Annotated in this window: 14 protein-coding genes and 2 pseudogenes; 5 read left to right on the forward strand and 11 right to left on the reverse strand. The window is 72.8% G+C overall.

Features of this window, described 5'->3' with window-relative positions; genetic code table 11:
- Position 1: 1 nt before the first annotated feature.
- Both ACZ6Z8_RS20650 and ACZ6Z8_RS20655 read right to left on the reverse strand, forming a co-directional pair.
- On the reverse strand, positions 2-1,825 hold the full coding sequence (locus ACZ6Z8_RS20650) for a helix-hairpin-helix domain-containing protein (RefSeq protein WP_465611489.1): 1,824 nt from the start codon (positions 1,823-1,825) through the stop codon (positions 2-4).
- Positions 1,826-1,934: 109 nt separating this feature from the next.
- Positions 1,935-2,624 (reverse strand): histidine kinase, encoded by a 690-nt coding sequence (locus tag ACZ6Z8_RS20655; protein WP_465611490.1) that lies wholly within the window; start codon positions 2,622-2,624, stop codon positions 1,935-1,937.
- Positions 2,625-2,954: 330 nt separating this feature from the next.
- Between ACZ6Z8_RS20655 and ACZ6Z8_RS20660 the strand changes: the two genes are divergently transcribed.
- Both ACZ6Z8_RS20660 and ACZ6Z8_RS20665 read left to right on the forward strand, forming a co-directional pair.
- Entirely contained in the window at positions 2,955-3,578 is a 624-nt protein-coding gene (locus tag ACZ6Z8_RS20660; protein ID WP_465611491.1) for an ArsR/SmtB family transcription factor, read from the forward strand.
- A complete protein-coding gene (locus tag ACZ6Z8_RS20665; protein WP_465611492.1) occupies positions 3,575-5,005 on the forward strand; it encodes an MFS transporter in 1,431 nt (476 codons plus the stop codon). Before ACZ6Z8_RS20660 ends, ACZ6Z8_RS20665 begins: the two co-directional genes overlap by 4 nt.
- A gap of 50 nt (positions 5,006-5,055) precedes the next feature.
- On the opposite strand, the gene ACZ6Z8_RS20670 is transcribed toward ACZ6Z8_RS20665, so the two are convergent.
- Both ACZ6Z8_RS20670 and ACZ6Z8_RS20675 read right to left on the reverse strand, forming a co-directional pair.
- Positions 5,056-5,724, reverse strand: coding sequence for a DUF6629 family protein (locus ACZ6Z8_RS20670; RefSeq protein WP_465611493.1), 669 nt, complete (start codon positions 5,722-5,724; stop codon positions 5,056-5,058).
- Between the two features lie 48 nt (positions 5,725-5,772).
- A complete protein-coding gene (locus ACZ6Z8_RS20675; RefSeq protein WP_465611494.1) occupies positions 5,773-6,762 on the reverse strand; it encodes a DMT family transporter in 990 nt (329 codons plus the stop codon).
- Between the two features lie 264 nt (positions 6,763-7,026).
- Between ACZ6Z8_RS20675 and ACZ6Z8_RS20680 the strand changes: the two genes are divergently transcribed.
- Complete coding sequence (locus ACZ6Z8_RS20680; RefSeq protein WP_402826174.1) at positions 7,027-7,290, forward strand: dsRBD fold-containing protein; 264 nt, start codon at positions 7,027-7,029, stop codon at positions 7,288-7,290.
- A gap of 124 nt (positions 7,291-7,414) precedes the next feature.
- Here ACZ6Z8_RS20680 and ACZ6Z8_RS20685 read toward each other — a convergent pair whose 3' ends face one another.
- The 6 genes and pseudogenes from ACZ6Z8_RS20685 to ACZ6Z8_RS20710 form a co-directional block, all read right to left on the reverse strand.
- Positions 7,415-7,558: a hypothetical protein gene (locus tag ACZ6Z8_RS20685; protein WP_465611495.1), complete on the reverse strand. Its 144-nt coding sequence runs from the start codon at positions 7,556-7,558 to the stop codon at positions 7,415-7,417.
- Between the two features lie 1,098 nt (positions 7,559-8,656).
- Positions 8,657-9,169 (reverse strand): NUDIX hydrolase, encoded by a 513-nt coding sequence (locus tag ACZ6Z8_RS20690; RefSeq protein WP_465611496.1) that lies wholly within the window; start codon positions 9,167-9,169, stop codon positions 8,657-8,659.
- Between the two features lie 142 nt (positions 9,170-9,311).
- Positions 9,312-9,410 (reverse strand): annotated as a pseudogene (locus ACZ6Z8_RS20695) (IS5/IS1182 family transposase); the annotation flags it as partial.
- Between the two features lie 97 nt (positions 9,411-9,507).
- Positions 9,508-9,918 carry a hypothetical protein gene (locus tag ACZ6Z8_RS20700; protein WP_465611497.1) on the reverse strand — a complete coding sequence of 137 codons (411 nt, stop codon included), beginning with the start codon at positions 9,916-9,918 and terminating at the stop codon, positions 9,508-9,510.
- A 229-nt stretch (positions 9,919-10,147) separates the two neighbouring features.
- Positions 10,148-10,299: pseudogene (locus tag ACZ6Z8_RS20705) on the reverse strand (IS982 family transposase); the annotation flags it as partial.
- A gap of 91 nt (positions 10,300-10,390) precedes the next feature.
- Positions 10,391-11,281, reverse strand: a complete 891-nt coding sequence (locus ACZ6Z8_RS20710; RefSeq protein WP_465611498.1) for an alpha/beta fold hydrolase — start codon at positions 11,279-11,281, stop codon at positions 10,391-10,393.
- 164 nt (positions 11,282-11,445) lie between these two features.
- Here ACZ6Z8_RS20710 and ACZ6Z8_RS20715 point away from each other — a divergent pair, with 164 nt between their 5' ends.
- Positions 11,446-11,880: a MarR family winged helix-turn-helix transcriptional regulator gene (locus tag ACZ6Z8_RS20715; RefSeq protein ID WP_465611686.1), complete on the forward strand. Its 435-nt coding sequence runs from the start codon at positions 11,446-11,448 to the stop codon at positions 11,878-11,880.
- A gap of 77 nt (positions 11,881-11,957) precedes the next feature.
- On the opposite strand, the gene ACZ6Z8_RS20720 is transcribed toward ACZ6Z8_RS20715, so the two are convergent.
- The gene (locus tag ACZ6Z8_RS20720) at positions 11,958-12,884 is read right to left on the reverse strand and encodes an AEC family transporter (protein ID WP_465611499.1); all 927 of its coding nucleotides are present in this window, start codon (positions 12,882-12,884) and stop codon (positions 11,958-11,960) included.
- A 172-nt stretch (positions 12,885-13,056) separates the two neighbouring features.
- Between ACZ6Z8_RS20720 and ACZ6Z8_RS20725 the strand changes: the two genes are divergently transcribed.
- Positions 13,057-13,515, forward strand: a complete 459-nt coding sequence (locus tag ACZ6Z8_RS20725; protein WP_465611500.1) for an HD domain-containing protein — start codon at positions 13,057-13,059, stop codon at positions 13,513-13,515.
- The last annotated feature ends 141 nt before the right edge of the window (positions 13,516-13,656 follow it).

Consider the following 13,656-nt stretch of genomic DNA (forward strand, 5'->3'; position numbering starts at 1 on the left):
ACTACTTCTGTAGTGCGTCCTTGCGGAGGAAGCGCTTCAGCTTCTGCCAGGTCCAGGCGTTGATCACGTCCTCGGTGGTGAGCCAGCCGCGCTGCGCCGTACCGATGCCGAAGCGCGGGTAGGCGAGGTGGCCGGTGGCGTGCGCGTCGCTGTCGATCGAGAAGCGCACGCCGTGCCGCTTGGCCCGCAGGACGTCCTCGTCGCGCAGGTCGAGTCGCTGCGGGGAGCTGTTGATCTCGATGGCGGTCCCGGTGCGCGCGGCGGCCTCGAATACCGCGTCCAGGTCGACCTCGATCGGTCCGCGCCTGCCGATCCGCCGGGTGGTGAGGTGGCCGATGATGTGGACGTACGGGTTCTCGCAGGCGCGGATCAACCGGCGGGTCTGGGCGGCGCGGTCGAGGTTGAAGTGCGAGTGCACGGAGGCCACGCACACGTCGAAGCCGGCCAGGAACTCGGGCGGCCAGTCCACGCCGCCGTCCGGGCCGATGTTCAGCTCGGTGCCGTGCAGCAGGCGCAACTTCTTGTGGCGGTCGGCGAGTCGGCGCAGTTCCTCACGCTGGGCGAGCATCTTCTCGTCGGTCATCCGCTGCATCACCAGGTCCGGCGCGTGGTCGGTGACGGCGTAGTAGGAGTATCCCCGTGCCGCGGCCGTGTCGATCATCTCGGTGAGGGTGGCCAGGCCGTCGGTCAGGTCGGTGTGGGTGTGCAGGTCCCCACGCAGGTCCGACTCCTCGATGAGGTCGGGGAGTTCACCGTTCAGCGCGGCCTCGATCTCGCCGCGGTCCTCACGCAGCGTCGGCGGGATCCAGGGCAGGCCGAGGGCGGCGTACACCTCGTCCTCGGTCGCGGACACCACCTTGACGCCCTCCGTCCTCGCGCCCGGCCCGCTGTCCTTCCCGCCCTTCGCTCCCTTCCCGTCCTTCGCTCCCTTGGCTCCCTTGGCGTCTTTCCGCGCGGTGCCGTCCACCTCGAACAGGCCGTACTCGGAGAGCTTCAACCCGGCCCGCACCGCCATCGTGCGGAGCTTGATGTTGTGCGCCTTCGAGCCGGTGAAGTAGACGAGCGCGGCGCCCCAGTCCTCCTCCGGGACGACCCTCAGGTCCACCTGGATCCCCTGAGTCGTGAGGACCGAGGTCTTGGTCGGCCCGCTGCCGATCACCTCGGCCACGTACGGCAGTTCGGTGAGCGCGGCCATCAGCGGGGCGGAGTCGACGGCGGTCGCCAGCACGTCGATGTCGCCCACCGTCTCGCGCATCCGGCGCAGCGAACCCGCGTACGCGCAGCGGGTGCAGCCGGGTACGGCCGAGAGCGCCTCGACCAGTTGCTCGGCCAGCTCGGTGGCGGTGTCGAGCAGGGTCCGTCCGCCGGACTGCCGCATCAGCTCGATGCCGTGCAGGATCTTCTCGCCGCTGCGCTCGCCGAAACCGGCCACGCCGGTCAGCCTGTCGGCGCGGATCGCCCCGGCGAGTTCGTCCACGGACGCGATGCCGAGGTCGCGGTAGAGGGCGAGGGCGCGCTTGGGGCCGACGCTGGGGACGGCCATCATCTCCCGTACGCCGGAAGGGATCTTGGCGCGCAGCGACTCCAGCGCGGGGATCCTCCCGGTGGCGAGGTACTCGGCGATCTTCTCGGCGGTGGACTTGCCGACGCCGGGGATCTGCTGCAGTCCCTTGACGTCCAGGTCGGCGAGGTCCTCGGGGTGGCCGCCGACGGCTCGGGCGGCCTTCTCGTAGGCGCGGGCCCGGAAGGCGTCCCCGCCGGTGATGTTGATCAGGTCGGCGTACTCCTGGAGCAGCTCCCTGACCTGGTCGTTGAGCCGGGGCATGGGGCAAGTCTAGGTTCGGCGGCCGACGTTCGCCGCGCGGCGCGGGTTGGTGGGCGGTGCGGGCTGACGGCGGTGCGGGTTCGCGGGGGCCGACGGTGGTGCGGGCCGATCAGTCGTAGGCGACCGTCAGCAGCAGCACCACGGTCAGGCCACCGCCGGGTGTCGGCTCGACCGCGAGCCGTCCGCCCGCCGCCAGCACCAGGCTGTGCAGCGCCGGGCCGACCGGTCCGGTCGGCCGCACGCCCGCGAGCAGCCATTCGCGGGCCCCGGGCGGCTCGTACGCGCCGCGATCGGATATTCGTATCTCCACTCGTTCCCGGCCACGTGCGGCGGCCCAGCCCCGCCCGGCTCCGGACCGGAGCGCCGCCGGTCCGGTGCGCCTGACGTCCGCCCGGACCAGCACCCGGCCACCCAGCGGGCTGCGCCGGATCGCGTGGTCGACCAGCCCGGCCACCGCGGCCTCCATCCGGCGGGCGTCCCCGGCCACCACCGGCAGCCCCGGCGCCAGGCGGACCGTGACGGCCGCCGCCCGGCCACCGCCGCGCACCACCCGGCGCACCACCTCGGCGACCTGGACGTGCCGAGCCTGCGGCTCGCACCCGGCCTGGCGACCCGTCCAGCGCAACTGGTCGAGTTCCGTCCGGGAGAGCGTCCTGGGCCCGGCCATCGCGAACCGCGGGTGCGGCCCGAGGCCGTCCGATGCGCCCGCACCGCCCTCGCGGGCGCCGCCCGCGCCGCCGAGCGCGCCGAGGGCCCGGGCCCCCGAAGCGACGTAGCCCCATAGCTTCCCGCGTGCCATGGCCCTGCCCCTCGTGCCTGACCGGCGGCCGTCATCGAGTCCGCGGCCGACCGGGGCGGGCCGCTTCCCCGGCCCTGCTGTCAGCCTGCTCCTCCTCCGCCCGGGTGACAATCCGGCTCCGGGACACGAACCGGGTCCCGGCCCCCGCCGAGCGGCGGGTGGGCGGTCCGCCGACCGGCGGGGACGGGCGACCGCCGTGGCCGCTCGGTGACCGCGTGGTGTCCGCGTGTCCGCACGACGAGGCCCGCTCACACGCGCCCAAGGGACCGCAAAGAAAGCTTCGCAAAAAAGCCTTTGCAAACTGGTCTTTGCGGTCCTAGGCTCCTGGCCATGACCGAAGACCGCGGCTGGATGCACAGCGACGACCCGCACGTCGTCCTCACTGCCAAGGGCATGAAAGCGATGGCCCACCCCGTCCGGATGCAGCTGGTCGGGCTGCTGCGCAAGCACGGCCCGTCCACGGCGACCAGGCTCGCCGAGCAGCTGGGGCTCAACTCCGGAGCCACCAGCTACCACCTGCGCCAGCTCGCCGCCGCGGGCTTCGTCGAGGAGGACGAGGAGCGCGGCAACGCCCGTGAGCGATGGTGGCGTTCGGCGCACCGGATGACGGTCTGGACAGGGGAGGACATGGCGGACGAGGAGCCCGAGACCGCCGTCGGCTTCCTGCGCGCCGTTCTGGCCGGCCACACCATGGCCGGGCAGCGCGTGCTCGACTCCTTCGAGACGATGCCCAGGGACTGGCGCAAGGCGGTGGATTTCAGCGACGTGCTGCTGCAGATCACGCCGGGCGAGGCCGAGCAGCTGACCGCGGAGCTCTCGGCGGTCCTCCGGCGCTACCGGCAGGTCGGCGCCGAGGGACCGGTACCGGAGGGCAGCGAGCAGGTCTCCGTGGTGGTCCACGTGCTGCCCGACGCGCAGGGGCTGCCCGAATCGGGTGAGGGGAGAGCCGAATGACCACCACCGACGTCGCTGCGCCGGTGCGCAGCCTGCGGCCGCTGGTCGGAGTGCTCGCCGCGACGGCGGTCTCCCTGACCGGGACGCGGGTCTCCGCCATCGCCCTGCCCTGGTTCGTGCTGGCCACCACCGGCAGCGCCACCTTGACGGGTCTGGTCGCCTTCGCCGAGATGACGCCGTACGTGCTGGTCAAGGCCCTGACCGGGCCGGTCGTCGACCGGCTCGGGCCGCGCGTGGTGTCCTGGACGACGGACGCGGTGAGCGCCGTCGCGGCCGGGCTGGTCCCGCTGCTGCACGCCCAGGGGCTGCTGCCGTTCTGGATGCTGCTGGCGATGGTCGCCGTGATCGGTGCGATGCGCGGGCCCGGGGACCTGGCCAAGTCGGTCATGGTCCCGGAGGCGGCCGACCACGCCCGGGTGCCGATGGAGCGGGCCACCGGGCTGTCCGGCGTCACCGAACGGCTGGCCTCGACGGTCGGACCGGCGGTCGGCGGAGGGCTGGTCGCGCTGGTGGGGCCGCTCGCCGGGCTGGCGGTCAACGCGGGCACCTTCGCGCTCGGCTCGCTGATCATCGCCCTGGCGCTGCCGTCGGGCATGGGGCGCTCGGCGGCCCCGGCCCCGGCCCCGGCCCCGGCCTCGGTCCCGGTCGCAGCGCCGGCCCCGGCCCCGGCCTCGGCCTCGGACACGGCCTCGGACGCGGGTGCGAGCCCGGCCGAGCCGGACCGGCACGGCAGCGGCTACTGGCGGATGTTCCGGGAGGGCTTCGGCTTCCTCCGCGCCGAGCCGCTGCTGCTCACCGTGACCGTCATGGTCGGCATCACCAACCTGCTCGACGCCGGGTTCTCGACCGTCCTGCTCCCGGTGTGGGCCCGGGAGTCCGGCAACGGCCCGGCTGCGCTCGGGCTGCTCGGCAGTGTCCTCGGCGTCACCGCGGTGGCCGGCAGCCTGATAGCGGCCGCGCTCGCCCACCGGCTGCCCCGCCGTACGGTCTTCTTCGTCGGTTTCCTGCTCGCCGGTGCGCCCCGCTACCTGGTGCTCGCGCTGGACGCGCCGATGTGGGCGGTGGTCGCGGTCTTCGCCGTGGGCGGCTTCGGCTCCGGATTCCTCAACCCGATCCTCGGCGCGGTCCTCTTCGAACGAGTGCCCCGCCACCTGCTCGGCCGCGTCCACGCCCTCGGTGACTCCCTTGCCTGGGCAGGCATCCCGCTCGGCGGCCTCCTCGCGGGCGCGGCCGTCGCTCTGGTGGGCCTGATACCCGGCCTGCTCACGGCCGGGATCCTGTACTTCGCCACCACCACGCTGACCGGACTGCGGCCGGAGTGGCGGGAGATGGATCGCCGGCGCGGGCACGGGCGTGCCGGGGCCGATGAGCAGGTGACGGAAGGCGCGGAGGTCACGGACGTCGCGCTGGAGGCGGCAGGGCAGTAGCAGTCGGGCATCGAGCGACGGACGCGCCCGGGCGGGCCGAGAACCACCGTTCAGCAACGATCCTCGGGCGGCTGCCCTGCCCAGTGGAGGAGTAGGAGGCTGGCCAGGGCAGCGAGGGCGCACCAGGTGGAAACGAACGCGAATCGCCAGAGCAGGGCGCAGAACACGGCGCCCGCTCCGGTGACCAGGCCGAGGCGGCGCAGCAGACGGTCGCCACTCAGCAGGAGGGAGCCGACCGTGGCGAGGAGATAGCCGGTGAGCAGGAGGGCCGGGTGCGGGATGCCGATGGCATAGCCGAGGGTGCGGCCGTGCCGGTGGGCCGTCACCGGGTGAGCGGCAACGGCGGCCGCGAGCGGGATCGCGATCGCCGCGCCCAGCAGGGCCAGCAGCGCGAGCACACGGCGGCGGTTGGGGCCGGCCGGGTGCCCGGGCTCATGGGCCGCGCACCACACCCCGGTGGGGACCAGGACGGGCAGCAGCGGCAGGGCGATCACCGCCCAGGCGGTACGCGCCCCCGCGGCGACGGTCGACGGCAGCTCACCGTCCGTGCCGAGCCACACCAGCGCCTCGATCAACTGGTGCACGCCCAGCACCATCGGGAGCGCGGCGAGCGGCAGGCGTTGCGGTCGCCCCGACCGCCGGGCGCGCACCAGGCAGGCCACGCCGACGCCCGCGACCGCCCCGCCGACCACGACGTCCGCCCGGGCGCTCCAGCACATCGATCCGTCTACTCGCCCTTCCCGTTCGCGTCGACCTCGGAGCTGGTGTCACCCGTTGCGGTCACCGTCGTCGGCCCCGGCGGTGCTGCTTCCGCCCCTGTCGTCGTCTTTGCTGTCCCGGTCCGGGCCGGCGGCGCTGCCGGCCGAGTCGTCCTCCGGCGATGCCCCGATGCTCTCCAGGGTGTCCCGGACGCTTCCGGGCATCGCCGGATGCCGGCCGATCACGATCACCCCGATCACGATCGCCACCAGTCCGGCGGCCTGCCAGGCCAGCGCGCCCGGGGTGACCCGCAGCCGGTCGCCGAGGAAGCCGACCGCACACGCGATCCCGGACAGCGGCTGGGCGGCGGTCAGCGCGGGCAACGACATCCGCAGCGGGGCGGCCTCGAAGGCGCTCTGCACCAGCAGCAGTCCGACCACGCCCGCCACCACGACCGCGTACGGCTGCCAGGTGCGCAGCACCGCCGCGAGGCCGCTGTGGCCGATGCGCTGGGTGGTGGTGCGGGTCAGCGCGTCCTGGAGGCCGTAGAGCAGTCCGGCGGCGAGCGCCAGCAGGGTGGCCTCCTCGAACAGCGGCAGCCGTCGGGCGAGCGTGACCAGCAGCAGCGTCAGCCCGACCACCGTGCCGACCACCAGCCAGTGGCGTAGCTCCCCGGCGGGTGGACCGCCTCCGGTCGGCTGCCCGGCCACGATGAACGCCGTCACCCCGAGGCCCAGCAGCAGGACCCCGGCCCAGCCGGAGCGGCCGAGGGTCTGATGGGTCAGCACCCGGGAGAGCGCCATGGCGAAGAGCAGGTTGGTCGCGAGCAGCGGCTCGACCAGCGACACCTCGCCCTGGTTCAGCGCGAGCGCGGAAAGGAGCAAACCGCTGATCATGAACCCGGTGCCGAGCAGCCACTCGGGCATCCGCACCAGGTCCAGCAGCAGGCGCCAGTGCAGCAGGTCGGCACGCGGGGCACGTTGCGCCGCGTGCTGCTGGAGGACGAAGCCGAGCCCCAGACAGCAGGCCGCGCCCAGAGCGAGGAGGAAGACCGCCACGGAGGGACCACCAGGTTGTCGCTGCCCCGCGCCGCGCCGGCGGGTCCGGGGGAGGGGCGGCGTTTGCGGCGCGCTCCCGTCAGCGTACCGCCGGGGCGGCGGCCGAGCCGATCGGACGCGGCGGCACCGGGCCGGTGCTCGCGACAACTGTCGCGCTTGCCGCCACGGGTGGGGCGGGCGCACGCTGGTGTGAGCGGCCGCCACGGGTCCACCGCCCTGGTCGGCCCGGACCGGCGAACGGGGGCCGGCGCCAGGAGGTGTGGCATGCACAACCAGTGGGACGTGGAGCTGAACTTCGACGAAGACGGCGTGCACACGACGTGCGACGCCAGGTTGACGGGCGCGAGGGCGCCGGGCTTGAGCGCGCACGGCGAGGCCGAGAAGAGCGCGGAGGACCGTCCGCTCGCCCGGATCGGCGAGGAGGTCGCGGCCTCCCGGGCCCTCGAAGAACTGTCCCGCAAGCTGCGGGCCCAGGCCACCGGAGAGATCGAGGACGAAGGGCACCGCCCGGGCTACCTGATCTACTGACGTCAACTACTCCCGAGCGGTACGACCGGGTTCAGCGCGTTAGGAGGCGTGGCGGCTGGGCAAAGCCGCTCGGCGGCGGCCGCGCGCACCGAGTCCTCCCACGCCTGAAACCCCTCGGGCGGTCCTACGAGAGGGGCTCGACCCAGTACTCGGGGCCGATCGCGTCGACGAACTCGCGCTCGGCCCCGATGTCCCCCGACAGGGCAGCGGCACCAGGCCTCGCCTGCCACCTCGCCGACCGCCAGCCGGCCCGCAAGTGGTGGAGCATCCCGGCATTGTTCCCACCGCCCTCAGCTGCGCCACCAGGGGGGCGGATCTCGTGGTCGGAGTCGGTGCTGCAGTTGGTGCCGCCGACCACCTCACGACCGGGGAGGCCCCAACCCGCCACCCCGGGGCTGCCGGTCCAGCCAGACCAGCCGCGCCCGGTCCGGCCCGGCACCCGTGTACCGGCACCAGAAGCACCTCCAAGGCGAACAGCGCACGGTGAGCCGAACACCCTCCGCGGCCCGCGTCCCGAAGGCCACGGTGGGCCGACCGGTCAGGTGGCCGTGGAATGCCCACCGACGCCCGAACCGCACTCGGGTGTCGCGCCGCCCACCCCGGGCGGCCGAGACCGCGTACGTGATGTGCGCGGTAACCGGCCTCGGGCTCATCCGCACCGGCCACACCCGAACCATCACCCTGCCAACCACATTGCCGTTGAGGGGCTGTTCGAACCGGGACAGCCCCTCAACGGCAAGCTCTTTTCAGACTTACGACTCGGTCCGCGATTGAGGTCGGGACATGTCGGCCTGGCGGGTCGGCTGGTGGTTGATCAGCAGGCGCTCTGCCGGGCGAGCACCAGTTCGGTCTCGGCTTGCGGCGGGTCGCCCGGCGGGCGGAGCGGTCCGAGACCAGCGAGGCGATCGCGCGGTGCGTCTCGGCGTAGCCCTCGCGCCGACCGGTGTAACGCTGGAGCGGGCGCCACTGCCTCAGCTCGGCGTTGGTGTGTTCGACGCAGATCCGGGCCGAGGACTGCCGTCGGCGCGCTTCTCGCCACGTACTGCTCGCCGACGGGCGTGTCCTCTTTCGGCTTCTTCGGCGGCGCGCTGACCTGCTCGGGGAACTCGTTGGCCAGGCCAAAGCGACCAGCACGCGGTCGGTGAAGACCAGGTCGTGCTTCGGCCCGGCACCGGGCTGCTGCTGCCGCTCGGCACCGCGCCGCTCGCGCAGCGCGGACTCGCATCGAGCGAGCCACGGATTGGCCAACTCTTCGATCAAACCGCCGAGATGTGCACGGGACAGGCCGCAGAGGGCAGGATGGGACAAGGCCGCACGGGCCAAGGCTTGCGTCACAACTTGCCTAAACCGTGCGGCCTGTCTCGCGTCACGGCCCTATCGCGGGCAGGTCGTGGCGACGCGTGAGATAGCGATCGAACGCCTCCTGCCCGTCCGGAATGAAGCGCCACTGCCGCACGGCCTCCTGCACCTCCGTCTCTGTCAGCCAACCGTGCCAGGCAACCTCTCCCGGGTCAGGCGTCACCTCGCCCGTGATCACGGCCTCATGCACGCCGAGCCAGTACGGGCTGATCGCCCCCCGGCACAGGAACTTGAACAAGAAGCGCACAGGTACATGAATGCCCAGTTCCTCAGCCAACTCCCTGGCCGCCGCCTGCTCATAGGACTCGCCTACATCTACAGCCCCACCGAACATCACCTCGTGGTGGCCGGGGAACCGGGACAGGTTTTCGGGCCGCCGATAGACCAACACCCGCCCCTGCTGATCGCGGCAGACCGTCGTCGCGATGCGGTGCAGCCAGCCTCGACGGATGGCCTCACTGCGGTCCACCACCGCCAGCACCCGATCCTGATCATCTACGCGCTCCACCGGTTCATTCACGGCACCCACGATCGCACGACCCCGTCAGCGCTCTCACTCCTGCCAAAACTCACGTTCTGACCGGGCCTCTACAAGCTCCCGAAAGCCGCGGCCCCGCTGTCGCGGACCGAGTCGTTGGACCGACCCCCGACCGGCACATGGATCACTTGGGGAGGCGTGTGGTGGGGCGGCCATCCCACCGGTAGCGGGTGGTGGTGCGGCGGATCGGTTTGCGGAGGGTGACGAGTGCGGCGGCCAGGTGGCCTACTGCGGGTTGATCAGATCGGCCGTCACCCGGTAGGTCCGGCGACTGCGCTCCGCCCGCTAATCAACACACACGCCGGTCCGGTGAGCCGTGCTCACCATGTGGGCTGTCCGCGACGGGGAGGACGCAGCATCGTGAGCATTGCCGTCGTCGTAATGTAGGCGCATCCCGCGAGGATGGCCGCTCCTTCGATCCACTCGGCGCCGACGGGCTGCGCCGCCGGGTCCAACAGCGCCCGGACCACCGCGATCTGGACGAGGACCACCCACGCCATCAGCACCCGAACCCTGCGGCGCGGCGCGCGGTCGTAGCGGAACCAGAGCAGCGCGACGAGGAGGTTGCACGCGGCGACCAGGATCCAGAGGCCGAGGTCCAGCCCTGCCGCGACGCAGGTGGGTTGCTGATCCTCCCAGGGATGGTCACAGTCAAGAACGGCGAAAAGTGCGAAACCCACCTGCACCAATGAGCCGGCGAGCGCCTCGAACGCCAGCACTGTCGCTGCCACACGCGGCCTGAAGACTCTCACGACCGCATGAGTATCACGCCGCAAACAGTGAGGTTGCAGTCGGTCTGGCATCGGCGGTGGTCAAGATGAAGAACGCCCATTGAAAAGGCCGCACGCAAGATGGCAGCGCGGGCACGGCCCTCCCTGGTGATCACTGAGCGTGGAGAACCGGTCTGCTGTACGGACGATCTCGCCACCGTCTATTGCCGGGCGGTTTTGGAGACGACGAGTGGTGGTCGGCGGGCAACGAGAGCATGACGGGCGGGCCGGTGTGGTCGTTGTGTCTGATCGCGCTGGTCAGGGCGAGGATGCGTGCGAGGGCGCGGACCGTCACTCGGCCGGGGAACGGCCCTGGTGGTGTTCGAGGTCGAGCCGGGCCTCGTGGGGGCTTCGCGTGAGAAGTCGGCCGGTTCGACTTCTCACGCGATGGCGCGGGCTCGGGGGTGTGAGCGCGTGTGGTTGGGGTGGGGGGTCAGGGGTGGGGCGGTGGGAGGAAGTTGAGGAGGTGGTGGTTGACCTGGGAGGCGGCGGTCATGGGGAGGTTGTGGTGGGAGGCGCCCGGGATCGTGGTGACGGTGGCGTGGGGGAGGGTGTGGCGGGTGGTGGCGGCGGTGCGGTGGGGGTCGTGGGCGCGGGAGTGTTCGGCGTAGAGGGCGAGGAGGGGAGTGGTGAGGGTGCGGAGCCGGGCGGGGGTGGGGCGGGGCCCGGTGATGACGGGGGAGGCGGGGAAGTCGGCGTAGCCGAGGGCGTAGAGCTCGCGCCAGTCGGGGTCGGTGCGGGCGACGCCGACGGCTTCCCAGTCGAGGTAGTTGCGGGCGCGGGCCGGGGTGCGGTGGGGGAGGAAGAGGGGGAGGGCGCGGAGGAGGTAGCCAGGGCGGTAGCCGGCGAAGCAGAGGGTGGGGTCGAGCAGGGCGAGGCGGCTGACCCGGGTGGGCGCGTGCAGGGTGTATTCGAGGGCGATCCAGCCGCCGTACGAGTGGCCGCAGAAGTCGGCGGTGCGGACGTCCAGTTGGTCGAGCACGGCGTCGAGCCAGCTGAGCAGGCCGGGGACGTCGCCGAGCGGGCTGCCGTCGTGGACGCTGCGTCCGGGGTCGCCGATGAGGTCGACGGCGAGGACGCGGTGGCCGGCCTCGGCCAGGGCGCCGGCGTTGGCGTACCACATGGTGGAGGTGGCGCCGCCGCCGTGGAGCAGGACGAGGGGGTGGCCGTCGGCGGGTCCGCAGGCGTTGATCCGGGTGGTGCCGTGGGCGGTGCGGACGGTGAGCGGCTCGACCGGGACGGGCCAGCGGGCGAGCAGCGCGTCGTAGGCGGCGAGGAAGGGCGCGAGGCGCGACGGGTGGGACGGGGCGGTGCGGGCGGACATGATGGGCCTCCGCGGTGTGGTGTGATCGCGTGCGGTCGACGCGCCGGACCACGTGCTGGGTCGGTCGCTGAATGACTCGTTGACCAAGTATCTCGCTGAACGAGAGAATAGTGGCACGCGCGTGCCCGAGGAAGGACGAGAGGGTGTCCGAGGTTGAGGAGCCGATGCGGCTGGTCCACCTGCTGCGCGGTCTGACGGTCGAACTCGACCTGTTCGGGGCCGAGTTCGCGGCCCGTAGCGGTCTGCACCCGACCGACCTGCGGGCGCTGATCCACCTCCTGGACGCCGCCCGGGTCGGGGAGGTGGTCACTCCGGGCCGGCTCGGCGAGGCGCTGCGGCTGAACTCGGCGGGTACCACCGGTCTGGTGGACCGCCTGGAGCGGCTGGGGCTGATCCGCCGGGAGCGCGATCCGGGGGACCGGCGCAAGGTCCGGCTGCTGGTGGAGGAGCGGGCGATGGAGCTGGGGCAGGGCTTCTTCGGCGGGCTGATCGGGGACCTGGTCGCCGCGATGGGCCGGTTCGACCCGGCCGAGCTGGCGACGGCCCGACGCTTCCTGGAGGCGATGACCTCCGTGGTGGCCGCCGCCCGGCAGGAGTGAGCAGGGCAGGAGGGAGCCGAGCAGGAGTGAGCAGCGCAGGGGCGAGGGGCAGGAGCGAGGGGGCGGGAACGCGGAGGTTATGCGGGCCCGAGGGTCCAGGCGATCACGGACAGGGTCACCATCGACACCAGCGTCGACCAGAGCACCGTGTCCCGGGCGAGGTCGGTGCCCTGCCCGTACTCGCGGGCGTAGGTGTAGACGTTCTGCGCCGTCGGCAGGGCGGAGAAGAGCACCACGGTGAGCAACTGGTGGGTGGGCAGGTGGAGCACCGGGCCGGCCACGACCAGGGTGACCAGCGGCTGGACCAGGGTCTTGATCGCGACGGCCACCCCCACCTCGGCACGGCGGGAGAGGCCGTCGGCCGGCGGTCGGTTGTGCAGCGACATGCCGAGGGCGACCAGGGCGGTCGGCACTCCGGCGCCGCCGAGCAGTTCGGCGGAGTGGTGGAGCTCGGCGGGCAGCCGCAGCCCGGTCGCGGAGGTGGCGGCGCCGAGCGCGGTGGCGAGCAGGACCGGGTTGCGCAGCGGCAGGGTGACCAGGGCCCGGCGGCCGGCCGCGCCGCTGTCCAGGACGGCCAGGACGGCCGGGGTGACCAGCAGGATCTGGAAGAGGATCACCGGTCCGACGAACGAGGCGTCGCCGACGACCTGCACGGTCACCGGGATGCCGAGGTTGGCGGAGTTGACGTAGCCGGCGGCCATCGCGCCGATCGCCAGTTCGCCGCGCTTGCGCTGGAAGAGCATGCGCCCGGCGAGCAGTCCGAGGCCGGTCGCGGCGGCGGCACCGGCCACGAAGGCGAGCATCGACGGGTTGGCGAAGTGGCCGAGCGGGGTGCGGGCGATCATCAGGAAGAGGGCGGCCGGCATGGCGACGTGGAAGACGTAGCGGGTCAGCACCATCTCCGCCTGCGGTCCGATCAGCCCGGCGCGGGCGACGAGGTAGCCGACCGCCGTGAGGGCCCAGATCGGGGCGAAGGCGGACAGCAGCGGGTGGAGGGCGGGCATCGTTCCTCGGATCGCTCGTACGGGTCTGCCGGGTGGGCGGGTGTCGCCCCGCCCGAGGGCCCCGGACCAGCGAGACCGCCGAAAACCCCTGAGGCAGTAAACCAGTGGCCTTCGACGAGTTGATCAAGGGGCGCCGGAGAGCGGTCCGGCGGGCGGGGCCTACGATGAGCCGATGGAGGACCAGTACCTGAGCCTGTCCGAGGTGGAGACCATCGCGCGCCGTGCCCACGAGGGGCAGGTGGACAAGAACGGCCACCCGTACGGAGAGCACATCGCCGCGGTTGCGGGCGGGACGGCGGCCCGCGGCGGCAGTGAGGCGCAGATCGCGGCGGGGTGGCTGCACGACACCGTCGAGGACGGGCGGCTGAGCCGGGAGTGGCTGGCGCGGGCCGCGCTACCGGAGGAGACCAAGGCGATCGTCGACGCGCTCACCCGGCGGCCGGAGGAGCCGGTCGAGGCGTACACCGCGCGCATCCTGGCCACGCCCGGCGCGCTGCTGGTCAAACGCGCCGACCTGGCGCACAACTCCGACCCGGCCCGGCTGGCCGCGCTGGACCGGCCGACCGCCGAGCGGCTGGTCGCCAAGTACGCGCGGATGCGGGAGCTGCTGGGGCTCACCGAGAAGCTCTGAACCGCGGAGGAACCGGCGGACGGGCTGCCGGGGCGGCGGTGCCGCGCACGGTGGCGCCGGGGCGGGAACCACGACAGGGCCCGGGCCACGCGGTTCGCGCGGGCCCGGGCCCTGTACGGGTCACCCCGGTGGTCCCTGTCC

The organism is Kitasatospora sp. NPDC101108 (assembly GCF_055584725.1).

Excerpts from the sequence above, each read along its gene's own strand:
- ACZ6Z8_RS20650 (WP_465611489.1), bottom strand. The coding sequence starts at position 1,825 with ATGCCCCGGCTCAACGACCAGGTCAGGGAGCTGCTCCAGGAGTACGCC.
- ACZ6Z8_RS20655 (WP_465611490.1), bottom strand. The coding sequence starts at position 2,624 with ATGGCACGCGGGAAGCTATGGGGCTACGTCGCTTCGGGGGCCCGGGCC.
- ACZ6Z8_RS20660 (WP_465611491.1), top strand. The coding sequence starts at position 2,955 with ATGACCGAAGACCGCGGCTGGATGCACAGCGACGACCCGCACGTCGTC.
- ACZ6Z8_RS20665 (WP_465611492.1), top strand. The coding sequence starts at position 3,575 with ATGACCACCACCGACGTCGCTGCGCCGGTGCGCAGCCTGCGGCCGCTG.
- ACZ6Z8_RS20670 (WP_465611493.1), bottom strand. The coding sequence starts at position 5,724 with ATGTGCTGGAGCGCCCGGGCGGACGTCGTGGTCGGCGGGGCGGTCGCG.
- ACZ6Z8_RS20680 (WP_402826174.1), top strand. The coding sequence starts at position 7,027 with ATGCACAACCAGTGGGACGTGGAGCTGAACTTCGACGAAGACGGCGTG.
- ACZ6Z8_RS20685 (WP_465611495.1), bottom strand. The coding sequence starts at position 7,558 with ATGCTCCACCACTTGCGGGCCGGCTGGCGGTCGGCGAGGTGGCAGGCG.
- ACZ6Z8_RS20710 (WP_465611498.1), bottom strand. The coding sequence starts at position 11,281 with ATGTCCGCCCGCACCGCCCCGTCCCACCCGTCGCGCCTCGCGCCCTTC.
- ACZ6Z8_RS20715 (WP_465611686.1), top strand. The coding sequence starts at position 11,446 with ATGCGGCTGGTCCACCTGCTGCGCGGTCTGACGGTCGAACTCGACCTG.
- ACZ6Z8_RS20720 (WP_465611499.1), bottom strand. The coding sequence starts at position 12,884 with ATGCCCGCCCTCCACCCGCTGCTGTCCGCCTTCGCCCCGATCTGGGCC.
- ACZ6Z8_RS20725 (WP_465611500.1), top strand. The coding sequence starts at position 13,057 with ATGGAGGACCAGTACCTGAGCCTGTCCGAGGTGGAGACCATCGCGCGC.